Source organism: Marseilla massiliensis (assembly GCF_016899955.1).
GTDB lineage: Bacteria > Bacteroidota > Bacteroidia > Bacteroidales > Bacteroidaceae > Prevotella > Prevotella intestinigallinarum.
Map to the genome: position 1 here is coordinate 184552 of NZ_JACJJL010000001.1, position 22573 is coordinate 207124.

16 protein-coding genes are annotated in these 22573 nt (G+C 60.4%); 11 read left to right on the forward strand and 5 right to left on the reverse strand.

The features are described 5' to 3' along the window. Positions 1-99 precede the first annotated feature (99 nt). A complete protein-coding gene (locus tag H6B30_RS00735) occupies positions 100-1947 on the reverse strand; it encodes an LTA synthase family protein (protein ID WP_205106911.1) in 1848 nt (615 codons plus the stop codon). 698 nt (positions 1948-2645) lie between these two features. Continuing rightward, positions 2646-3773 (reverse strand): UDP-galactopyranose mutase, encoded by a 1128-nt coding sequence (gene glf, locus H6B30_RS00740; RefSeq protein WP_205107131.1) that lies wholly within the window; start codon positions 3771-3773, stop codon positions 2646-2648. A 180-nt stretch (positions 3774-3953) separates the two neighbouring features. On the opposite strand from glf, the gene H6B30_RS00745 reads away from it, so the two are divergent. The 10 genes from H6B30_RS00745 to H6B30_RS00790 all read left to right on the forward strand — a co-directional run bounded on the left by H6B30_RS00745 (position 3954) and on the right by H6B30_RS00790 (position 16619). Further along, positions 3954-4838, forward strand: a complete 885-nt coding sequence (locus tag H6B30_RS00745) for a LicD family protein (RefSeq protein WP_205106913.1) — start codon at positions 3954-3956, stop codon at positions 4836-4838. 39 nt (positions 4839-4877) lie between these two features. After that, the gene (locus H6B30_RS00750; RefSeq protein ID WP_205106915.1) at positions 4878-5669 is read left to right on the forward strand and encodes a polysaccharide deacetylase family protein; all 792 of its coding nucleotides are present in this window, start codon (positions 4878-4880) and stop codon (positions 5667-5669) included. A 12-nt stretch (positions 5670-5681) separates the two neighbouring features. Then, the gene (locus H6B30_RS00755; protein WP_205106917.1) at positions 5682-6629 is read left to right on the forward strand and encodes a glycosyltransferase family 2 protein; all 948 of its coding nucleotides are present in this window, start codon (positions 5682-5684) and stop codon (positions 6627-6629) included. A 706-nt stretch (positions 6630-7335) separates the two neighbouring features. Further along, positions 7336-7845 (forward strand): C-GCAxxG-C-C family protein, encoded by a 510-nt coding sequence (locus tag H6B30_RS00760; RefSeq protein ID WP_205106919.1) that lies wholly within the window; start codon positions 7336-7338, stop codon positions 7843-7845. A 202-nt stretch (positions 7846-8047) separates the two neighbouring features. Then, positions 8048-10039: an OPT family oligopeptide transporter gene (locus H6B30_RS00765; protein WP_205106922.1), complete on the forward strand. Its 1992-nt coding sequence runs from the start codon at positions 8048-8050 to the stop codon at positions 10037-10039. A 390-nt stretch (positions 10040-10429) separates the two neighbouring features. Continuing rightward, the gene (locus tag H6B30_RS00770) at positions 10430-11680 is read left to right on the forward strand and encodes a peptidase U32 family protein (RefSeq protein ID WP_205107133.1); all 1251 of its coding nucleotides are present in this window, start codon (positions 10430-10432) and stop codon (positions 11678-11680) included. Between the two features lie 94 nt (positions 11681-11774). Further along, positions 11775-12200 carry a SufE family protein gene (locus tag H6B30_RS00775; protein WP_205106924.1) on the forward strand — a complete coding sequence of 142 codons (426 nt, stop codon included), beginning with the start codon at positions 11775-11777 and terminating at the stop codon, positions 12198-12200. A gap of 66 nt (positions 12201-12266) precedes the next feature. Beyond that, the gene (locus H6B30_RS00780) at positions 12267-12695 is read left to right on the forward strand and encodes a DUF4980 domain-containing protein (RefSeq protein ID WP_205106926.1); all 429 of its coding nucleotides are present in this window, start codon (positions 12267-12269) and stop codon (positions 12693-12695) included. A 562-nt stretch (positions 12696-13257) separates the two neighbouring features. Further along, a complete protein-coding gene (locus H6B30_RS00785) occupies positions 13258-14430 on the forward strand; it encodes an iron-containing alcohol dehydrogenase (protein WP_205106928.1) in 1173 nt (390 codons plus the stop codon). Positions 14431-14735: 305 nt separating this feature from the next. After that, on the forward strand, positions 14736-16619 hold the full coding sequence (locus tag H6B30_RS00790; RefSeq protein WP_205106930.1) for a TonB-dependent receptor plug domain-containing protein: 1884 nt from the start codon (positions 14736-14738) through the stop codon (positions 16617-16619). Positions 16620-16698: 79 nt separating this feature from the next. On the opposite strand, the gene H6B30_RS00795 is transcribed toward H6B30_RS00790, so the two are convergent. From H6B30_RS00795 to H6B30_RS00805, 3 genes are all read right to left on the reverse strand, one after another. Beyond that, positions 16699-17673, reverse strand: a complete 975-nt coding sequence (locus H6B30_RS00795) for a phosphatase PAP2 family protein (RefSeq protein ID WP_205106932.1) — start codon at positions 17671-17673, stop codon at positions 16699-16701. 313 nt (positions 17674-17986) lie between these two features. After that, on the reverse strand, positions 17987-18979 hold the full coding sequence (locus H6B30_RS00800; RefSeq protein ID WP_205106933.1) for an NAD-dependent epimerase/dehydratase family protein: 993 nt from the start codon (positions 18977-18979) through the stop codon (positions 17987-17989). Between the two features lie 273 nt (positions 18980-19252). Continuing rightward, entirely contained in the window at positions 19253-20182 is a 930-nt protein-coding gene (locus H6B30_RS00805; protein WP_205106935.1) for a cation diffusion facilitator family transporter, read from the reverse strand. Positions 20183-20350: 168 nt separating this feature from the next. Between H6B30_RS00805 and rnr the strand changes: the two genes are divergently transcribed. Further along, positions 20351-22561, forward strand: a complete 2211-nt coding sequence (gene rnr, locus H6B30_RS00810) for a ribonuclease R (RefSeq protein ID WP_205106937.1) — start codon at positions 20351-20353, stop codon at positions 22559-22561. Positions 22562-22573 lie beyond the last annotated feature (12 nt).

Here is a 22573-nt window from a genome sequence, read left to right on the forward strand (position 1 = left end):
ATGCTGGAGTGCGTGGTGTGGGTATGATGCAAATGAAACACCCGCAAGCAGCTTACTGCAGGCTGCTTGCGGGTGTTTGCTTATGGACGTCTGACGGGGTCAGCGGCGCCCCAGGTCGTCGTAGATAGACTGCAGTATGGCCTTGCCGCGGTTCACCCTGACGGCCGTTTCGGCCTCCGACGGCTTGCCGTTGCGTGCCGAGTCTTCGTTTATCTTGTCGCTTATGATGCCGTAGACGGTGTGGCCGGTGCTGTCGGCAAAGCCGAATCCCTCTTTGAACGTGAAGAAGGCGAAGGGGTATTTGTAGTCGGTGCTGAACACATCGCGGCTGAACGTATACTCCTTGTGCGGTATGCGCAGCTGCCCGAGCAGCGTGGCGGGCATGTCGCTCTGGTTCATCAGCGTGCTCACCACGCGGTGCTGCCTCACCGCCCCGCCTATCCAGAGCATCGAGTTGTGGTGGTGCTGCTCGTGGGTGATGTCTGAAGGGTACTGGAATCCGTGGTCGGGCAGGCACACTATGAGCAGGTTGCGCCATGCGGGCGACTTCCTGAGGCGCTCCACAAACTGCCCCAGGCAGTGGTCGGTGTAGGCGAATGCGTTTGGTATCTTGTCGTCCAGCCGCTTGTAGGGCACCTCAAACGGCTCGTGGCTGCTCAGCGTCAGGAAGCAGATGTGCCACGGGCCGCGGCCCTGCGAGGCTATCATCTGCTCCAGCCGGGCAAAGGTCACGTCGTCGTTGGCGCCCCACGGGTTGTCCTTGCGCTCGTCGGCGCTGAAGTCTACGTCGCTCGTTATCGAGCCGTATCCGCCCGTGCGCAGGTAGCTCTGCATGTTGGTGAAGTTGATGTCGCCCCCGTAGATGAAGCTGCTGCGGTAGCCCCGTGCGTTGAGCGACGCCGCCAGGCACGGCAGCGTGCGGCTCTTCATGGGCAGTTTCATCACCGACTGCGTGGGGAAGCTGGGGTAGCCGCTCAGCGCCGACACCGTGCCGCGGTCGGTACGGAAGCTGTTTGAGTAGCAATTGGTGAATATCACGCCCTCGCGGGCCAGCCTGTTGTAATTGGGGGCAATGTCTTTCCGACCGCTGACGGCCTCGACAAACTGCCCCCCGAAGCTCTCCATGAGTATCACCACCACGTTGGGCCGCTCGGTGTTGAGCAGCCTCACGGTGTCGGTCTCGGTGGGTGCATACAGTCCGTCGAACAGCCTTGTGCGCTCGCTCTCGCCGAAGTAGTCGAACTCGGCGGCGTAGTCTTCGGCCTTGCCTATCGAGGCCAGCATGCTGAAGCATGGGTTTATGGCGGCGTGGTTCAGGTATTCGTCTTCCGAGAAGTACACCTTGCCTATGTTGGCCGTCGACTCTCCCAGTCCGCCCCTTATCGAAACGACCAGCGGAGCCGCCGCGCCTATCATCAGCAGCGTGGCCGCCGCCTTGCCTTTCAGTCCCGCCATGGGTTCGAGCTGCCGCGGGGTGACGGCCCGAAGCACCCATAGCAGCAGCGCGCCGTAGGCTGCTATCACCGCCAGGCGCAGGGCCACGTAGCCTGCCGAGACGCTGGCCAGGGCGTCTTTCGGCGAGTCGGTGTAATAGAATATGGTGGCGTCGAGCTTAAACTTCCAGAAAGGGTAGAGCGAAAGGTCGGCCACGAACATGACAGAGGCGCACAGGGCCACCACCACATAGTAGGCCGTGGCCACCGCGCGCAGCCTTATGCGGCGCGCAATCCACACCGATGCGATGGCCGCGAGCAGCGGCAGGGCAATGAGGTAGCCCGTCACGGGGATGTCAAGCAGCAGTCCGTGGGCCATCACGCTGATGCAGTCGGCCACGGAATAGTGGGCCCCGGCGGGCTTGTCTATCCACATGAACGCCGCCTTTTGGGTGACGAATATGGCCAGCAGCGCAAGATATAGTTTAATGAGCCATGCAAAACGTTGTTTCATAACGGTATCGTCTCTTTAAAAAACGATGCAAAATTATGAATAAAATGCTATATCTGGGAAAGTGGAGAAGTAAAAGAAGTTAAACAGGGGCGATGGTAAGGAATTAATGAGTTATGTAGTCAAGGAGTTAAGACGATGGATTTTGTTTTTGAGATTTGGAGTTATAGGGAGTTATAGGGAGGTAGATGGAGTTAGAGGACAAATGTTTTTAGATGTTGGTTTTGGCGGTAAGGAGTTAATGAGTTATGTAGTCAAGGAGTTAAGACGATGGTTTTTGTTTTTGAGGTTTGGAGTTATAGGGAGTTATAAGGAGGTAGGGGGAGTTAGAGGACAATGGCTTTGGCTGCTTGCTGTTGTGAAAATATTGTGGAGAATATTTACTTTTGAAGCGCACACCTCACGGCATTGCTATCTCGCTGTGTGTCAATGCTTTGCGCGTTTGGGCCGTTTTGCCTTGTAAAACCGGCCGTATCGCAGGCCCGAATGGCCCGTTTCATGCTGCCATCCGGCCTGTATGGCTGCATGAAACGGCCCCTGCTGTAGCATGTGTAATATAATTTGATGCATCGGTGGCTTGATGCCGGTTGCGTCGCTCCGCCGCAGTGGCCGGCGCAATGGCCTGTGATGGCGAGCACCGTAAGCCATCCGGCAGCCGGTAGAAGGGCTTGTTGCAGCCCTGTTCCCCGGTCAATGCAGCCTCATACATCCATCTTCAGCACGCGCTCCACTATCGGCGCCATGTCGTAATACCTGTATTCGGCCAGCCGTCCGCCGAATATAACGCGCTGCTCTGCGTCGGCCAGCGCCTTGTATCGGCGGTAGAGGGCGTTGTTGCGCTCGTCGTTGATGGGGTAGTATGGCTCCATCCCGTCGTTCCATTCGGTGGAGTACTCCCGTGAGATTACCGTCTTGGGGCAGCGGTACACCTCGTCGCCGAACATCTCGAAGTGCTTGTGCTCTATCACCCTGGTGTAGGGCACGCTGCGCTCCGTGTAGTTCACCACCGCGTTGCCTTGGTAGTTGGGCGTGTCAACCACCTCTTGCTCGAAGCTCACCGTGCGGTATTCCAGCCTGCCGAAGCGGTAGCCGTAGTACTCGTCTATCTTTCCCGTGAACACAATCCGCTCCGCCGCGGCCTCCCATCGGGCCCTGTCGGCAAAGAAGTCGGTCGAGGTGAGCACCGGCGTGGGGCCTATCAGCCCGTCGATGAGCCTGTTGTAGCCCCCGATGGGTATGCCCTGGTACTTGTCGTTGAAGTAATTGTTGTCGAAAACCATCCTCACGGGCAGCCGCTTTATGATGAACGCCGGCAGCTCGGTGCACTTCCGGCCCCACTGTTTCTCCGTGTACCCCTTGACAAGCCGCTCGTATATGTCGCGCCCCACGAGCGCCAGGGCCTGCTCCTCGACGTTGCGCGGCTCGCTGATGCCTGCCTGGCGCATGGCCTCGAGGGCCTCGCTGCGCTGGCTTTCAATCATGGCGGCGGCCTCGGCCGGCGTGTTTACGCCCCACATGCGGTTGAACGTGTTCATGTTGAACGGCAGGTTGTAGAGCGTTCCCTTGTAGTTGGCCACGGGAGAGTTGGTGTATCGGTTGAACTCCACGATGGAGTTGACAAACTGCCACACCCCTTTGTCGGACGTGTGGAATATGTGCGCGCCGTACTTATGCACGTTGATGCCCTCCACTTGCTCGCAGTACAGGTTGCCGCCGGTGTGCGGGTGCTTGTCGATGATGATGCAACGCCTGCCTGCCATGCGTGCCCTGTAAGCGAAAACAGCCCCGAAGAGCCCTGCGCCCACCACGAGGTAATCGTATTTTTCCATATTATTCATCAGATAAGTTGTGTTGTGTAGTGATATATTTCACTTGCAAATATACTAAAATATGTGCATACCCAAGCGGCGGCCGGTGGCATTTTTTGCCTCCGATAAATAGATAATGGGAAAAAAGGCGTATCTTTGCATTCAGTTTAAGCAACAAGTCTGAGATAAAGAATTTGCCCTATGGATTTTCATGAAGAGTCACGCGGAGGTTACGTGGTTACTGTTGGGATGAAGAAAGTGTGGGAGGTGCAGATGCAGCTCATGCGCAAGCTGCTCGAGGTGTGCGCCCGCCACGGCCTCAAGGTGTGGATTGACGGCGGCAGCCTGCTGGGCGCTGTGCGCGAGAAAGGCTACATACCGTGGGACGACGACATCGACATGATAATGATGCGCCCCGACTACGACCGTCTTGTGGCGCTGGCTGGCGAGTTCAGTCGGCCCTATTTCCTGCAGTGCGCCCACACCGACAAGGGTTACGCCAGGGGCCATGCGCAGCTTAGGATGGACGGCACGGCGGCCATATTGCGCACCGACGTCAACTCGCACGCGGCTTACCACCAGGGCATTTTCATCGACATCTTCGTCTTCGACGGCGTGCCGGCCACACGCGAGGAGCGCCTGGCCGCCGTGGCCGAGACGCAGCGGCGCATGAAGAAGCTGCGCGTGTTTACCGAATACCGCCCCGTACGCCAGGTGGGGCCGTTCATACGGAAGTGCTTCTACAGGCTCAAGTCGTTCGAGAAGTGCTTCGACTGGTATGAGCAGAGCTACAGGCAGTTCGACCTGGCCACGCATCCCAGGATATACAACTGGGGATGTTGCCTCGACAAGATGGAGACCCGGGGGGCCATCATGGCCCATTGGTACGACGAGACCGTGATGCTCCGGTTTGAAGACACGATGGTTCCGGCGCCTGCCGGCTACCACGAGGTGCTCACGGCGCTTTACGGCGACTACATGACACCGCGCCGGGAGCCCACCGTGCACGGCGATGTGCACTTCGACACCGGGCGCGACTACACCGAGGTGATGCGCCGCCTGCGCCGTGGCGAAGACGAGTTCTGACTGTCACTATATCGTTAAAGGAATAATGTTCGTAGCAATATGATACTACTAAGTTTTGATACCGAGGAGTTTGACGTGCCGCGCGAGCACGGCGTCGACTTCTCTCTGGAACGCGGGATGGACGTGTCGGTGGCCGGCACCAACCGCATTCTCGACTGCCTGGCCATGAACGGGGTCAGGGCCACGTTCTTCTGCACAGGCAACTTTGCCGAGCGAGCCCCCGAGGTGATGCGCCGCATCATGGCCGAGAGGCACGAGGTGGCCTGCCACGGGGTTGACCACTGGCGCCCCCAGGCCACCGACGTGGAGCGCTCGAAGCAGATTGTGGAGCGCGTCACGGGCCGCACCGTCAGCGGCTACCGCCAGCCGAGGATGTTCCCCGTGAGCGACGGTGAGATAGAACGCATGGGCTACCGCTACAACTCGTCGCTCAACCCTGCCTTCATTCCCGGACGCTACATGCACCTGTCGGCCCCGCGCACGTGGTTCATGCGCGGAAGCGTGATGCAGATACCCGCGTCGGTGACGCCGTGGGTGCGCTTCCCGCTGTTCTGGCTCGCCCTGCACAACCTGCCCGAGGGGCTATACCATGCCCTTGTGCGCCGCGTGCTGCGCCACGACGGCTACTTCGTCACCTACTTCCACCCGTGGGAGTTCTACGAGCTCAGGGAGCACCCGGAGTTCCGCATGCCCTTCATCATACGCAACAACAGCGGGGCCGCCATGGTGGCCCGGCTCGACAGGCTCATCAAGATGCTCAAGGACAGGGGCCACCACTTCATCACTTTCAATGAGTTTGTGGACATAAAGCTGTCTGAAACACAACAATAAACGACTCGGTATATGATAAAGTTAGCCATTGTATTGCCTTGTTACAACGAGGAGGAGGTGCTGCGCGAGTCGGCCCGCCGGCTCGCCGGGCTCTTAGGGCAGATGGAGGCCGACGGCCGGATAAGCCCCGACAGCTTCATGCTCTTTGTAAACGACGGCAGCCGCGACGCCACCTGGGACATCATTGCGGCCCTGCACGCGGCCGACAAGCGTGTGCGCGGGCTCAACCTGGCGCGCAACGTGGGCCACCAGGCGGCCATCATGGCCGGCATGATGACGGCAAAAGACTGGGCCGACGCGGTGATAACCATCGACGCCGACCTGCAGGACGACCTGAAGGCCATACCGAAGATGGTCGACGAGTTTGCCCGGGGATACGACATTGTCTACGGGGTGAAGGTGCAGCGCACGGCCGACCCGCTGCTCAAACGGCTCTCGGCCGTGGCCTTCTACAAGCTACAGGCGCGCATGGGCGTTGAGAGCGTTTACAACCACGCCGACTTCCGCCTGATGAGCCGCCGCGCCCTGCAGATGCTCTCGGGCTACAAGGAGACCAACCTTTACCTGCGCGGCCTCATACCCCTTATCGGTCTCGACTCCACCACCGTGCCCGACGTCATCAGCGAGCGGTGCGCCGGCCACTCCAAGTATACTCTGGCCAAGATGCTTTCGCTGGCTCTCGACGGCATAACGTCGTTTTCCGTTAAGCCCATCTACTGCATACTGTGGCTCGGGCTGGCCTTCATACTGGTGAGCCTTGGCATTGCCGTATATGTGGTTCACGCCATCATGGCCGGCACGGCCGTGCCCGGATGGTCGTCGCTCATACTCAGCGTGTGGTTCGTGGGCGGCGTGGTGCTGCTCTCAGTGGGCGTGGTGGGGGCTTACATCGGCAAGATTTACAAGGAGGTGAAGCGCCGCCCGCTGTACAACATCAAGGAGGTGCTCGGCGGAGAATGATGCCTTCCGCTGTCGGCGGGCTGCATCCGCCCGGGCCGTGAGCACACGGCTGGGCTGTGGGCTTGTAAACAAAAAGTGCCTGTTTTTTTCGCTTTGCCGCCACGCCAACTGGGTTTTGCCGGGCTGCCGCGGCCGCTTCTTTGCGCCGCCGTGGCCCTGCCGCCGCCCCAAACGGCCCCGACGGCGAGGCCGAACGGCCTGTTTTGCGCTGCCGGACGGCACGTATTGCATTGCGATATGAGCCGTCCGGCACATTGTTTTGTGGCGTTTTCACCACTTTAATCCATCTGTTCTACCGTTTGTCTTGGTTTTTTGCCTTGCTGTATTGCCCTTTTCTGATGCCAATGCGTTGTGGTACAGCGGGTTGGCGTTTGCCGCCCGAAACTGGCGCATTTGCCGTCTGCCGACCCCTCGGTTGCCGTTTCGCCATTCTCAGAGAGGTGTTTGTCATCTTTTTTTGCCGTTCCCGCCGTTCCCGTTGCTTGCTCCTGCCGCAGCCGTGGCCTTTGTTTGCCACTGCCGTTAAAAAAACTTTGCATTTATTTTGAGTTAAAGTCATTTTGCCTTATCTTTGCATAAGATAAGCTGCAATGCCCGCAGCAGGGCCGCATCATGGTAGCACAGGCGGCTGTGATGGCTCAATGTAGCGCTGAGGCTGTAGCCCGGCAGCGTTGCAAACAGGCCCCCCAACCTAAAACCAACTACGATGCATATTGACAAGAAAGAGCGTATGCGCCGCGCCGAAGAGCTGTTCATGCAGGGGTTCAACTGCTCGCAGGCTGTCGTTGCGGCCTTTGCCGACATATATGGTTACACCCCCGAGCAGGCGTTGCGGCTCAGTGCGGGCCTCGGCGCAGGCATTGGGCGCATGAGGCTCACGTGCGGCGCCGTTTGCGGCATGGCCGTGCTGGCCGGCATGGACTGCGGCTCGGCCACGCCGGGCGACCGCCAGGGCAAGTCGGCCTGCTACAAGGTGGTGCAGCAACTGGCTGCCGAGTTCAGCCGCGAGCACGGTTCCATCGTCTGCTCCGAGCTGCTCAGGCTCAAGAAGGGGGCGCCGCTCGACTATGAAGCCTCTGAGCGCACGGCCGAATACTACCGCACGCGCCCTTGCGTGAAGCAGATAATATCGGCCGCAAGGATATATGCGGAGTATTTGGGCGGGGCCCCCTCCATACCTCCCCCTGTGGGTGAGGCTCCCGAAAGCGTGGGGTAGGCGTCTTGGCCTCTGCATGGCGGGCTGTCGGAACGGATGGCCCGGCGGTGTCCTTCTCTCACGGAAAGTTGCCTAAGCGGGCGTCCCGGCGGCATCAATATATGTGTTTGCCTGCAAAGAGTGGCGGCGCGGCAGCTCCCTCCCCACGGGGGAGGGGTGGGGAGGGGCTTCTCATTAACGACAACAACAAAACATACGACTAATGGAAAATCACGAAAACGAAAGACTGCAGCTGCCCGAGAACGCTTTCCGGGAGCTGAAAGAAGGCGAGAAGTATGAGCCGGTGATGAACCCGCGGGAAAGCTATCCCGAGGTCAACGGCTGGTCGGTGACGTGGGGAGTGCTCATGGCCATGCTCTTCTCTGCCGCTGCCGCATACCTCGGACTGAAGGTGGGGCAGGTGTTCGAGGCCGCCATCCCCATAGCAATCATTGCCGTGGGCGTGTCCACTGCGGCCAAGCGGAGCAAGGCCCTGGGCGAGAACGTCATCATACAGAGCATCGGAGCCTGCTCGGGGGCTGTCGTCGCAGGGGCCATCTTCACCCTGCCGGCCATCTACATCCTGCAGGCCAAGTATCCCGAGCTGAGCGCCTCGTTCATCAAGATATTCATGGCCTCGCTGCTCGGAGGCATCATCGGCATACTGTTCCTCATACCGTTCCGCAAGTATTTCGTGAGCGACATGCACGGGAAATACCCCTTCCCCGAGGCCACGGCCACCACACAGGTGCTCGTCAGCGGCGCCCGTGGCGGCAACCAGGCCAAGCCCCTGCTGCTGGCGGGGCTCGTGGGAGGTCTCTACGACTTCGTGGTGGCCACCTTCGGCCTGTGGAACGAGAACTTCACCACGCGCGTCATCGGTGCCGGCGAGATGCTGGCCGACAAGGTAAAGCTCGTGTTCAAGGTAAACACCGGAGCCGCCGTGCTCGGCCTGGGCTACATAGTGGGCCTGAAATACGCCCTCATCATCTGCCTCGGCTCGCTCTCGGTGTGGTGGATCATCGTGCCCGGCATGGCGCTGTTGTTCGGCGACAGCGTGCTCAACCAGTGGGACCCGTCGATAGCCACGGCCGTGGGCGACATGAGCCCCGAGCAGATATTCTCGTCATACGGCAAGAGCATAGGCATCGGCGGCATAGCCATGGCCGGCATAATAGGCATCATCAAGTCGTGGGGCATAATAAAGGGCGCCGTGAGCCTGGCCGCGCGCGAGATGAAGGGAGGCACGCCGGCCGGCAAGGAGCAGCTGCGCACGCAGCGCGACCTGTCGTTCAAGATCATAGCCATAGGCTCGATAGTGACCATAGTGGCCATATTCCTCTTCTTCTGGTTCGGCGTGATGGACGGAAACCTGCTCTTTGCCCTCGTCGGCATAGTGCTTGTGGCCCTCATTGCCTTCCTCTTCACCACCGTGGCGGCCAACGCCATAGCCATAGTGGGCTCCAACCCCGTGTCGGGAATGACGCTCATGACGCTCATCCTGGCCTCGGTGGTCATGGTGGGCGTGGGGCTCAAGGGCACCGGCGGCATGCTCGCCGCGCTGATAATGGGCGGAGTGGTGTGCACGGCCCTGTCGATGTCGGGCTCGTTCATCACCGACCTGAAGATAGGCTACTGGCTCGGCACCACGCCAAAGAAGCAGGAAACGTGGAAGTTCCTGGGCACGCTGGTGTCTGCCGCCACCGTGGGCGGCGTGATGATGCTGCTCAACGAGACCTACGGGTTTGCCAGCGGGCAGCTCGCCGCGCCCCAGGCCAACGCCATGGCCGCCGTGATCGACCCGCTCATGAGCGGCGTGGGGGCTCCCTGGGTGCTCTATGGCATAGGCGCGCTGATAGCCATCGTGCTCACGCTTTGCAACGTTCCGGCACTGGCTTTCGCCCTCGGCATGTTCATACCGATGGAGCTCAACATACCGCTGCTGGTCGGAGGGGCCGTCAACTGGTATGTCACCTCGCGCACAAAGGATGCAAAGGCCAATGCCGAGCGCGGCGAGAAGGGCAACCTGCTGGCCTCGGGCTTCATAGCCGGAGGCGCGCTCATGGGCGTGGTAAGCGCGTTGCTGCGCTTCTGCGGCGTCAGCTTCGACTACTCGGCATGGTGGGCCAACCCGCTGTCGCAGGTGTGCGCCCTGGTGGCTTACGTGCTGCTCATAGCCTACTTCATACGCGCCACCAAGCCATCGCGGGCCTGACCGGGCAATAGCCTGTGGCCCAGTGGGTTGTGAAACGTGCCGTTTGGGATTGCCAAACGGCACGTTTTGCGTTGCCGTTTGGGCCGTATTGCATCGCCAAACGGCCCCGACGGCATAGCCATGCGCCCCGGGTAGGTGTGCCGGGCGCTCCGTAGCGCAAGATGCAGGGGCCCGGGCAAGTGCCTGCAACGCGGTTTGTTTTTTGCGCCGGAAGGCAAAAAAAATGGGCCGGAGCGATGGCCGTTCGGATTAATTTAATTATATTTGCAATCGGATAAAAAGCAAGTCGCAATACGGATTGTTCCGTTGTGAACGACAATATGCAGGCCCATCGTCCTTAACGGTGGGCATTTTCATAACATGCAAACCGCACAACCGGAAATGAATAGAATGGAAGAGACACTGAGAGACTTTGAGATAATGGCCCCGGTGGGGTCGCGCGAGAGCCTGGCCGCAGCCATACAGGCCGGCGCCGACTCTGTTTACTTCGGCATAGGGAGGCTCAACATGAGGGCCCACTCGGCCAGCGCGTTCACTGCCGACGACCTTCGCGACATAGCCTTGGAGTGCTCCGCTCACGGGATAAAGACATACCTGACGGTCAACACCATCATTTACGACGAAGACATGGACGCCATGCGCCAGACCGTCGACGCCGCCCTCGGGGCCGGCATAAGCGCCGTCATAGCCAGCGACGTGGCCGTGATGGAGTATTGCCGCCGTGTGGGCATGGAGGTTCACCTCTCCACACAGCTTAACATCAGCAACACCGAGGCCCTGCGCTTCTACGCCCGATATGCCGACGTGGTGGTGCTGGCCCGCGAACTGAGGCTCGAGCAGGTGGCCGAGATACACAGGCGCATAGCCGAAGGGCCCATCTGCGGGCCGTCGGGGCAGCCCGTGCGCATCGAGATGTTCTGCCACGGGGCGCTGTGCATGGCCATCAGCGGCAAGTGCTACATGAGTCTCGACACCGCGGGGCGCTCGGCCAACCGCGGCGAATGCGTGCAGATATGCCGCCGTTCGTACACCGTTACCGACACGGAGACAGGCAACCAGCTCGAGATAGACAACAAATACATCATGAGCCCCAAGGACTTGAAGACCGTGCGCTTCATCGACCGCATGATGGAAAGCGGCGTCAGGGTGTTCAAGATAGAGGGCCGCGCACGCGGGCCTGAGTATGTATACAACGTGGTGAGATGCTACAAGGAGGCCATTGCAGCCGTGCTCGACGGCACGTTCACCGAAGAGCGCAAGGACGAATGGGACCGCAGGCTCGCCACTGTGTTCAACCGCGGCTTCTGGGACGGCTACTACCAGGGCCAGACCCTCGGCGAGTGGAACACCAACTACGGCTCCAACGCCACCGAGCGCAAGGTTTACGTGGGCCGGGGGGTAAAGTATTTCGCCAAGATAGGGGTGGCTGAGTTCAGCGTCGACGCCGCCGAGTTCAGCGTGGGCGACAAGTTGCTCATCACCGGGCCTACCACGGGAGTCATCTATGTGACCCCCGACGAGATTCACGACGACGTGCAGGCCGTGCAGACAGCGCGCCAGGGCACACGCGTGGCCATACGGGTTCCGGCCAAGGTGCGCCCCAGCGACAAGCTCTTCCGCATCGACAGCGCTGCCGGCTGACCGCCGGAGCCATGCTGCCGTGGGGCCGTGGCTGAAGGCTGGGGGCGCCCGGGGCAGGGCGGACGACGACAATTGCAATTAAAAACAAACAGATATGACAATCAACGAAGCACAAGACGAGGTGATAGAGGAGTTTTCCGACTTCACCGACTGGATGGACAAGTACCAGCTGCTGATAGACCTGGGCAACGAGCAGCAGCCGCTCGACGAGCGATACAAGGTGGAAAGCAACCTCATCGACGGCTGCCAGAGCCGCGTATGGCTGCAGGCCGACTATCACGACGGCGTGATTGACTTCAGCGCCGAGAGCGACGCGCTCATCGTAAAGGGCATCATCGCGCTGCTGATAAGGGTGCTCAGCGGCCACACACCCGACGAGATAATCGATGCCGACCTATATTTCATAGAGAAGATAGGGCTCAGGGAGCACCTCAGCCCAACGCGCAGCAACGGCCTGCTGGCCATGATCAAGCAGATGCGCATGTACGCCCTGGCCTTCAAGGCAAAGCAGTCTATGTGAGTGACGGGCGCCGGAAACGGCCCGCAGACAGACGACGATACCAACAAACCAATAATCAACAGACCTATGAACAAGACTTTCATTACAAGAGCAATAGCCTTTGCTGTCACGGTGGTGGCCGCACAGGCTGCCGCAGCGCAGGACTACAATGTGCACCACAGCGGCGACACGGTCATTGCCGAGCTTTCGCCGCAAGCCATCTTCGTGCGCACGAGCGGCGACACTACCATTGTTGAGATAACGAGTCCGAAGCGGTATATCTTCCTTCCGGTAGAGAAAGACAAGCCGGAGGTGAGGGTGCAGCTCTCCACGGGCAGTCCCGACGACCCTTGGAAGAGCGTTCGCCTGGCCAGGGAGAAGATTGATTACTACACGCCCATGCCCCTTGGCGGCGGCGAGAAGGCCACGCTAAAGTTCCTGGGCATAGCCCCCGATGCGCTCGCGCTGCAGGCGCTGAAGATGGACGACACGTGGAGCAAGCCACGCAACAAGTGACGGGGCACGTTGCTATGGGCCTCGGGCCGTTGCCATGGGCAGCCTGTGGTATGCCCGGGCGGGCCGCATTTGGCCTTGGCGGTGGTGTGGCTGTCGGGCCGCCGGTAGCGGCCCGGGCAGCGATATGTGCCGTTTGGGAGTGTAAAACGGCCTGTTTTGCAATGTGAAACGACCCGTTTTGCAGCACAATACGGCCCGTTTTGCAACGCATTGAGGGTCAGGCGGTTGCGCGCCCGGGCTGCAATATCCGCCGGCTCTTGGCAGTGTGGCTTGCCGCCGTGGCCCGTTGCATAGGCCATCACAGGGCGGCGGCGATGGCATGATTGAGTTTGTTTTTGTGAGTTTTGGGCGCCGTGGCCTCACGGCCGTGCTGCCATGGCCGCCGTCGGTTTATTATATAGTGATTTAGGAATGCGAGTGTTGGATGTGTGTTTGTCGCTTCGTGGCGCATCGTTGGCATGCGCTGGCAGGGCAGCGTGCGCCGCGGCCCGGCCAGAGGCAGCAGGATGCCCGTCGCGGGATGGCTTTCGTCGGTTCAACATTCATAGACAACTTTCGGTTTATGAAGGATTTCACATTTTACAGCCCCACCGAGTTTGTGTTCGGACGGGGCACAGAGCATCAGACAGGTTCTCTTGTCAGGGCTTACGGTGGCACACGAGCCATCGTGGTGTATGGTGGAGGCTCGGCCGTGCGCAGCGGCTTGCTGGGCCGCGTTGAGGAGTCGCTGGCCGAGGCAGGCGTGGAATACTGCGAGCTTGGCGGGGTGCAACCCAACCCCACCGACGCCAAGGTGTATGAGGGCATCGACCTGTGCCGCCGCGCCAAGGCCGACTTCCTGCTTGCCGTGGGCGGCGGTTCGGTCATCGACACAGCCAAGGCCATGGCGGCGGGAGTGCCCTACAGTGGCGACTTCTGGGATTTCTTCGCCGGGCGGGCCGTGCCGGGCGAGGCCCTTCCCGTGGGCGTGGTGCTCACCATCCCGGCCGCCGGCAGCGAGGGGTCGGGCAACAGCGTGATAACCAAGCTGGACGGGTTGCACAAGCTTAGCCTGCGCACGCCGAAGGTGTTGCGCCCGGCCTTTGCCGTGATGGACCCCGCGCTGACGTTTACTCTGCCCGCATGGCAGACGGCATGTGGCGCTACCGACATGATGGCGCATATCATGGAGCGGTACTTCACCAACACCGAAGCCACCTCGGTGGCCGACCGTATGTGCGAGGGAGTGATGCTTTCAATAATAGAAGAGACGCCCAAGGCCATGCACAACCCCGACGACTACGGCGCAAGGGCCAACCTGATGTGGGCCGGCACCGTGGCCCACAACGGCACGTGCGGCGTGGGATGCGAGGAAGACTGGGCGTCGCACTTCATGGAACACGAGGTGAGCGCCGTTTACGGAGTTACCCACGGCGCCGGGCTGGCGGTAATCTTCCCCGCCTGGCTCACCTACATGGCCGGGCACAACGTGCGCAAGGTGGAGCAGTGGGCGCGCCGCGTGTGGGGCGTGTGGGCCGGTGCCGACGCCATGTCGGTGGCCCTTGAGGGCGTGGCATGCTTCAAGCGCTTCCTCCATTCCATAGGCATGCCCGTGACGTTTGGCGAGCTGGGCATAGCCAATCCCGACATATCACTGCTTGTCGACAAGCTCCATGAGGACAAGGGCGAGCTCGTTGGCAACTACATTCGCCTTGACCGGAAGGCCACGCGCGAGATTTACGAACTGGCCCTTTAGCCGTTGCGGAGGGCCGCGGCCTGTGGCTTGTGTTCCGGGAGTTAAGGAGTTAAGGGAGTAAAGGAGTTAAGACGTATGCCTTGTGGCCTGTTTGGGGGCTCCGTATGGCATTGGCGTCTTGGCTCCTTTGCTCTTTTCGGATTGGCGGGGCGTTGCCCAGGTGTGGCAATATGCCTGGAAAATACTCCACAAATTAGTGTAATTGTGGTAGATTTATCCGTAAAACGGCTAACGGTTTGTGCGCTTTTATGAGTAATTTTGCAGCGTGATACAAACTGGAAAATAACCATACACACTTTAAAAGGATGAAGAAGGACATACTTATGGCGGCATTGCTGGCTGCCACAGGCTTGCAGGCACGCGCTGCCGGCATAACAACAGAGGCGGAAGACAGTGTCGGGCTCGGCGAGGTAGTGGTGACCGGGACGCGCGGGGCCACCGACATCAGGCACCTGCCAATGACTGTCTCTGTGGTGGGGAGGCAGAAACTGACCGAGAACTACCGCACCGCGCTGCTGCCGACTGTCAACGAGCAGGTGCCCGGACTGTTTGTGACATCACGCGGGGTGCTTGGCTACGGCGTGTCGACAGGTTCGGCCGGGGGCATAAAGGTGCGCGGAGTGGGCAGCGGGGCGTCGATGCTCGTGCTCATAGACGGCGTTCCGCAATACGCCGGACTGATGGGCCACCCCATCCCCGACGCCTACCAGACCATGCTGGCCGACCGTGTTGAGGTGCTCAGGGGCCCTGCCTCGCTGCTCTACGGCAGCAATGCCATGGGCGGAGTGGTCAATATAGTAACGCGGCAACTGCTGTCTGACGGCTCACGGACCAACGTGACGCTGCAAGGCGGCTCCTATGGCACCATCGAGGGAGGCATCACCAACACCACGAGGAAAGGCAGGGTGGAGAGCATCGTGGGCTTCAATTACAGCCATACCGACGGCCACCGGCCCGACTCGAAGTTCAGCCAGTACTCCGGTTTCGCCAAGCTGGGCTACGACATAAGCGCACATTGGCGCGCCACGGGCGACATCAGCCTGACCCACTTCGAGGCCGAGAACCCCGGAGAGGTGGCCAGTCCGCTCATCGACAACGACTCGCGGATAACCCGCGGCATGGCTTCGGTGGCGCTGGCCAACACCTACGGGCGCACCGAGGGGGCCATACGGGTGTTCTTCAACTGGGGCCACCACGAGATAAACGACGGATACGGGCCCGGTGAGCAGCCGCAAGAGGCGCTCTACATGCACGACGACATGATGGGCGGCGTGTCGGTCTACCAGAGCATGTCGCTCTTCCGAGGCAACAGGCTGACGCTCGGATTCGACTACCAGCACTTCGGCGGCCGCGCCTGGAACGAGGTCATGACCACCAAGGAGGAGTCTGTGCTGGGCGACAAAGAGCAGGATGAGTTTGCAGGATATGTCGAGCTGAGGCAGGATTTGTGGTCGTGGCTCACTGTCGACGCCGGTCTCAGGGTAGACAACCACTCGCAGGCGGGCACCGAACTGGTGCCGCAGGGAGGCCTCACGTTCCGCCTGTCGCCGCAGGCCGACCTGAAGGCCATGGTGAGCAAGGGCTTCCGCAACCCCACCATACGCGAGATGTACATGTTTCCGCCTGCCAACGACCAGCTCAAGCCTGAGCGGATGATGAACTATGAGCTGGCTTTCACGCAGCGGCTGATGCACGACCGGCTGCGGCTGGGGGCCAACGTGTTCTACCTCAAGGCCGACAACTTGATTGAGACGGTGCGCTCCGGCGGCCGCCCGAGCAACATAAACACGGGCGAAATGGAGAATTGGGGCGTCGAGCTTGAGGCCGCCTACGATGTGACCCGGGCCCTGAAGCTCAATGCCAACTACAGTTTCCTTGACATGAACCACCCTGTCACCGGTGCGCCCGAGCACAAGCTGTACGTCGGGGCCAACTATTCTGTGGGCCGCTTTGCCTTTGCCACGGGCCTGCAATACGTCGACGGGCTTTACACCTCGACCGTGGCGGTTGGCGGCGAAGACCGCACAGAGAACTTCTGGCTGTGGAATCTCATCGCCTCGTGCCGCGTTGCGAAGGGCTTCAGGCTGTTTGCCCGCGGCGAAAACCTGCTCGCCCAGGGCTACGAGATAAACTATGGCTACCCGATGCCGCGCGCAACGGTCATGGCCGGCGCCGACTGGGAGTTCTGACAAGGCTGCCATTGCGGGCAACAACAAGAGGGAGCCGGGCGCGAGCCCGGCTCCCTCTTGCATTCGTGGCGTGGGCGTGTCACTCCCTTATGCGCGAGTAGGCGGCGTTGAGCGCCACAAACAGCACCACGGCCGAGGCCCATCCGGCAAAGACGTCGATGGCATAGTGGGCGTAGATGTACACCGTCGACAGGCAGAGCAGCACGTACAGCGGCAGCAGCGCGAGCAGCAGGCGGCGCGAGCGGGCCCTCCACACGAGCAGCAGCAGTATGGTGCTTATGCCCACGTGGCTGCTGGGGAAGGCTGCCGTGGGGCGTTCGCCTGCCTCGTGGGCGTCGGCCACCATCTTGTAGAACACCCCGTCGCGGTATCCTGGGCTTGTCAGTGCCTCGCGGTGGGTGGCGAAGTAGTTGCCCACATCGGCGAAGTGGCCCTGTGCGGCGGCGTCCATGCCTATGGCTTTATAGTAATACTGCGGCCCGGCCACGGGCAGTATGATGTATATCACGTAGTATATGAAGAACGATGCGAGTATGACAAAGGCCGCGCGGTGGAAGTCTTTGTACCGCCAGACGAAGAAGAACAGCGTCACGACGAGTATCATCGGGAAGTAGGAAGCGTAGCCCAGGTCCATCAGTTCGCTGAACACGGGGCCGGGCAGGGCGCGGCAGAAGAGCAGCGCCGGCTGGCATCCGAAGAGCTGTTGCTCCCATGTGGCGAAGTGGTGGTCGAGGTTTGGGAACATGCGGTTGAACTCGTAGGTGTCCGGGTACCACCATGAGAGCAGCGCCATCTGGGCCGCCACGCGCGCGAAACGAGTCAGGGGGCACGGCAGCATGCGGTAGACGGCCCACAGCGCGGCCGTCATGACGGCTATGCGCAGCCTCCCCCAGAGCATCGACTCGGGGTTTTCGAGCTTGGTATATGTGAAGAGCATGAGCAACAGGGTGAATGCCATGTAGCCAACCATGACCCACTCGGCTGCAAGCAAGCCTTTCTTGGGTTTCTTTTCGAGCTTGAAAATGCTGAGAAAATCAAACGTTTTATAATTCATAATTCACAATTCATAATTCATAATCCGCAATGTCGGCTGCGAAACAGGGCCTAAGGCGGTGACAGCCTGCCACAAGACATGGTTTCAACCCTTTGTTGTTTGGTAATAAAACAGACACAGTGGTTGTTTCATCCATTTGGTATTTGGTGATTAAACATTCGCGGTGATAGTTTCATGCTATTGGGCTTTTGTACGAAAACGGGCAAAGTGCGTGTTTCATACCGTCCGTTTTTTGTACTAAAAAGGGCAATGGTGTTGTGTTATGCCATCCAAAGCATATTTTCTTAATCATTAATTCTTAATACTTAATACCTCAAATCCACCCGTTGTCCTTGTACCACCTGATGGTCTCCGCGACCCCGCGCTCCAGCCGGTATTGCGGTTCGTAGCCCAGTTCGGCCCTGGTCGGGGCAATGTCGCACCTCCAGTTGCGCTGCCTCATGATGCGGTATTTGTCGTTGTTCAGTGCCGTCGGCCGCCCTGTAAGCCTGCCGGCATACTCTCCGCAGAAGGTTATGGCCCTCAGGAGCCACAGCGGCGCCTTGAGCCTGACCACCCACGGGTGGCCCAGCTGGCCGATGATGAGGTCGCTGAACGTGCGCGAGGCGTAGACACAGCCGTCGCTCAGGAAGTACTTTGCGCCGTTGCGCCCGCGCTCCAGGGCCAGGAACACAGCCTGCACCACGTCGGCCACGTAGACAAACGTCAGGTCTTGGGGCTTCAGCCCGGCCGCGAAGTCGGTGTGCTTCTTTATGCTTTGCGCCATCATGAAGTAGTCGTGCTCGCGCGGCCCGTACACCCCTGTGGGCCGCAGCGTCACCACGGGAAGGCCGTCGAGGCTGTCGAGGTATCTCTCGGCCTTGAGCTTGCTCATCCCGTAGGCCGTGTCGGGCCTCGGCTCGTCGTTGACTGAAATGTCGGCATACGGCCTTTGCTCGCGCACGGGGCCCATCACGCTGAGGCTGCTCAGGAATACAAAGCGCCTGAGCGGCATGCGCAGCTCTACGAGCGCGTCGGCCAGGTGGCGCGTGCCGTTGGTGTTCACCCTGTAGAAGTCGGCCTTGTGCAGGCACTTCGTGGCCCCGGCGGCATGCACCACATAGTCGAACGTGTGGCCGCCGAGTTGCCCTTTCAGCCTCTGCTTGTCGCCTAGGTCGAGCTCAATGGTGTTGATGCGCGGGTCGGAGATGTATTTCCGGCTGCTCGTGGGGCGCACGGCAGCCCACACGTTCATGCCCCTTTTGATGGCTTCTTCGACGATGAAGCTTCCGATGAAGCCCGTTGCTCCGGTTACGAGTATGTTCATTTGTCTTTTGGTTGTCGTTGGTCGGTGTGCTTCAAGGGCGTGGCGGCGGCCCGTGCCCCGTTCCCTTGCAAGCCGGTGTCTGTAAAGTTTGTTCGCAACAGTGGGCGCGTTGCCCAAGTGCTTGGGCCACAGCCGGTTGCAAAACGGGCCGCATTGCCTTGCCAAACGGCCCGTATGGCGCTCCCGAACGGGCTGTTTTGCGCCCCCGTATGGGCCGTTTGGCGGGCCTGTCCGGGGGGCGTGCCGCCATGCCGGGGCCGTTGTAATGTTTTCTTACGCCCGCTGCGCCCCGCCGCCGTCGGCCCCGTCGCCTTTCGCCGGCTCCACGTGCAGGCTGATGTGCGTGCGCGGCCCGAACTCGCTTCGCAGCCTCCGCTCTATCGCCGAGGCGTGGGCGTGCGAGTCGGCGAGCGTCATCTGCCCCGGCATCCTTATGTGCATCTCCATTGCCACGGCGCTTCCGATGCGCCTCGTGCACAGGTTGTGGATGTCGCTTACGCCCGGCTCCTGCATCACTATGTCTGTTATGAGCTTCTCGGTGTCGTCGGGCAGGCTCTTCTCGAGCAGCTCGTCGGACGACTCCCTTATCTGCTTGAGCGCCTGCTGCATGATGAGCAGGCTCACCACCACGGCTGCAATGGGGTCGAGCACGGCCCAGTGGCTGCCCAGGACGATGGCCCCGCCGATTCCGACGGCCGTGCCCACCGACGAGAGGGCGTCGCTGCGGTGGTGCCACGCGTTGGCAATGACGGCCGGTGAGCCCAGCCTCCGGCCCACGCGGGCGGTAAACCTGTAGGCCCACTCCTTGAGCGCTATGCTCAGCAGGGCCGCCACGAGGGCAATGAACCCGGGTTGCTCGAGGGCGTGGCCGTGCACCACGGAGGCTATCCTGCGCACACCGTCGTAGCAGATGGCCGCCCCCACGAGCAGCAGGGCTATGCCAATGATCGACGAGGCCATGGTCTCGTACTTGCCGTGGCCGTAGTCGTGGTCTTTGTCTTGCGGCTTCTCGCTGATGTGGACGAACACCAGCACCACGGCGTCGGTGAGCAGGTCGGAGAGCGAATGGACGGCGTCGGCTATCATCGCTGCCGAGCACCCCACTATGCCGCTCACAAACTTGAACACCACCAGGCCCACGTTGATGGCACTGCCGGCCAGCGTGACGTTGCGTATGGCTCTCTCTCTGCCGTTAGTATTCATCTTGTTGCATTTTGGTTGCAAAGTTACTACTTTTAAATAAATTATAACTCAAATGGCGAGGAAATACGGATTTTATTTAGTTACTTTGCATTCGGGCGGCAAGAGCGGGGCCCGACACACCCGGAGCGAGTTGCCGCCGCACACACACCTAACTATAAACGAACGACTATGGGAAAGAAAAAAGGCGGAAAGCGGATGTCGAAGAAGCAAGTGGCCGAGGCACTGCAGGGACTGTTCTCGGCGCATCCGGGCGACACATTCACCTTAAAGTATATATTCAAGCAGCTTGGTTTCAACACGCATCCGCTGAAGATGCTGGCCGTCGACACGCTCGACGAGATGGCATGGGATGACTATCTGGCCAAGGTAAGCGACAACTCTTACCGGCTCAACACCAAGACGCAGGTGCAGGAGGGAAGGTTCAGGCGCAAGGCCAACGGCAAAAACAGCTTCGTTCCCGACGACGGCTCGCAGCCGGTCTTCGTGGCCGAGCGCAACTCCATGTGCGCCCTCGACGGCGACCGCGTGCAGGCCACATTCCTGGCGCGCCGCCAGCACCACATGCGCGAGGCCATGGTGACGGCCATTCTGGAGCGGGCGCGCGACACGTTTGTGGGCCGCCTGAGGGTAGAGAAAGACGTGGCGTTCCTCATCACGCCCGAAGCCATCTTCGTTACCGACATCCTCATACCCAAAAGGAAGCTGAAGGGGGGGAAGACGGGGCAGAAAGCCGTGGTCAGGATAAAGCAATGGCCCGACGCGGAGCATAAGTACCCCGTGGGCGAAGTGGTCGACGTGCTCGGCGAGCAGGGCGACAACGACGTCGAGATGAACTCTATCCTCGCACAATACGGGCTGCCCTACAAGTACCCCAAGGCCGTGGAGGACGCCGCCGAGAAGATTCCGGCCGAGATAACCGACAAAGACCTCGAGGGCAGGGAGGACTTCAGGCAGGTCTTTACGTGCACCATCGACCCGCACGACGCCAAGGACTTCGACGACGCCCTGTCGATACGCCGGCTCAGCAACGGCCTCTGGGAGGTGGGAGTGCACATCGCCGACGTGTCGCACTACGTCACCGAAGGCTCCGTCATCGACAAGGAGGCAGTGAAACGGGCCACGAGCGTCTACCTCGTAGACCGCACCATACCGATGCTTCCCGAGCGTCTGTGCAACTACATCTGCTCGCTCCGCCCCGACGAAGACAAGCTGACGTTCAGCGTTATCTTCGACATGGACGACGACGCCAACGTCAAGGGATCGCGAATCGTGCATACCGTCATACGCAGCGACCGCCGGTTTGCCTACGAAGAGGTGCAGGCCATACTCGAGCAGAACGGTGTGAAGGACGGGACGGGCCTGCCTGCGCCCGCACCGGGGCCCGGGGGGTATGCCGGCGAGCATGCCGCCGAGCTCGTGAAGCTCGACGCCCTGGCCAAGAAACTGCGCGAGGCGAGGTTCAAGAACGGCGCCGTCAAGTTCGACCGCGAGGAACTTCACTTCGACGTCGACGACAAAGGGCACCCCACCCGGTGCTATTTCAAGAAGTCGAAAGACGCCAACAAGCTCATCGAGGAGTTCATGCTGCTGGCCAACCGCACCGTGGCCGAGAGCGTGGGCCGCGTGAAGAAGGGCCAGAAACCAAAGACGCTGCCATACCGAATACACGACCAGCCCGACCCGACCAAGCTCGAGGCGCTGCGTACCTTTGTCGTCAAGTTTGGCTACAAGCTCAAGACTGCCGGCACGCGGGGCGCCGTTTCGAAGAGCATCAACTCGCTCATGGACAGTTGCGCGGGCCGGAAGGAGCAGAAACTGATAGAGACCGTGGCCCTGAGAGCCATGATGAAGGCGCGCTACAGCGTGCACAACATAGGGCACTATGGCCTCGCCTTCGATTACTACACACACTTCACGTCGCCCATCAGGCGCTATCCCGACACCATGGTGCACCGGCTTCTCACCCGATACCAGCAGGGAGGGCGCTCTGCCAACAAGGAGCATTACGAGGAGTTGTGCGACCATTGCAGCGACATGGAGCTGATAGCGCAGAACGCCGAGCGCGACTCCATCAAGTACAAGATGGTGGAGTTCATGGCCGACAAGGTGGGGAACGTCTATGATGCGCACATCAGCGGCATCACGTCGTACGGCATCTATTGCGAGATAGACGACAACCACTGCGAGGGAATGGTGCCCATGCGCGACCTGGACGACGACTATTACGACTTCGACGAGCGCAACTACTGCCTCGTCGGGCGCCGTCATCACCACAAGTATCAGCTCGGCGACCCGATAACCATCAGGGTTGCGAAGGCCAACCTTGAGAAGAAGCAGCTCGACTTCGGCATAGAGCGGGCCGCGAAGAAGAAGCAGTAGCAGGCCCGCGGG

Bases quoted from the DNA above. Each gene is read 5' to 3' on its own strand.
- H6B30_RS00775 (WP_205106924.1), top strand. From the start codon at position 11,775: ATGACAATCAACGAAGCACAAGACGAGGTGATAGAGGAGTTTTCCGAC.
- glf (WP_205107131.1), bottom strand. From the start codon at position 3,773: ATGGAAAAATACGATTACCTCGTGGTGGGCGCAGGGCTCTTCGGGGCT.
- H6B30_RS00800 (WP_205106933.1), bottom strand. From the start codon at position 18,979: ATGAACATACTCGTAACCGGAGCAACGGGCTTCATCGGAAGCTTCATC.
- H6B30_RS00760 (WP_205106919.1), top strand. From the start codon at position 7,336: ATGCATATTGACAAGAAAGAGCGTATGCGCCGCGCCGAAGAGCTGTTC.
- H6B30_RS00785 (WP_205106928.1), top strand. From the start codon at position 13,258: ATGAAGGATTTCACATTTTACAGCCCCACCGAGTTTGTGTTCGGACGG.
- H6B30_RS00755 (WP_205106917.1), top strand. From the start codon at position 5,682: ATGATAAAGTTAGCCATTGTATTGCCTTGTTACAACGAGGAGGAGGTG.
- H6B30_RS00805 (WP_205106935.1), bottom strand. From the start codon at position 20,182: ATGAATACTAACGGCAGAGAGAGAGCCATACGCAACGTCACGCTGGCC.
- H6B30_RS00735 (WP_205106911.1), bottom strand. From the start codon at position 1,947: ATGAAACAACGTTTTGCATGGCTCATTAAACTATATCTTGCGCTGCTG.
- H6B30_RS00770 (WP_205107133.1), top strand. From the start codon at position 10,430: ATGGAAGAGACACTGAGAGACTTTGAGATAATGGCCCCGGTGGGGTCG.
- H6B30_RS00780 (WP_205106926.1), top strand. From the start codon at position 12,267: ATGAACAAGACTTTCATTACAAGAGCAATAGCCTTTGCTGTCACGGTG.
- H6B30_RS00745 (WP_205106913.1), top strand. From the start codon at position 3,954: ATGGATTTTCATGAAGAGTCACGCGGAGGTTACGTGGTTACTGTTGGG.
- H6B30_RS00750 (WP_205106915.1), top strand. From the start codon at position 4,878: ATGATACTACTAAGTTTTGATACCGAGGAGTTTGACGTGCCGCGCGAG.
- H6B30_RS00790 (WP_205106930.1), top strand. From the start codon at position 14,736: ATGAAGAAGGACATACTTATGGCGGCATTGCTGGCTGCCACAGGCTTG.
- H6B30_RS00765 (WP_205106922.1), top strand. From the start codon at position 8,048: ATGGAAAATCACGAAAACGAAAGACTGCAGCTGCCCGAGAACGCTTTC.
- rnr (WP_205106937.1), top strand. From the start codon at position 20,351: ATGGGAAAGAAAAAAGGCGGAAAGCGGATGTCGAAGAAGCAAGTGGCC.
- H6B30_RS00795 (WP_205106932.1), bottom strand. From the start codon at position 17,673: ATGAATTATAAAACGTTTGATTTTCTCAGCATTTTCAAGCTCGAAAAG.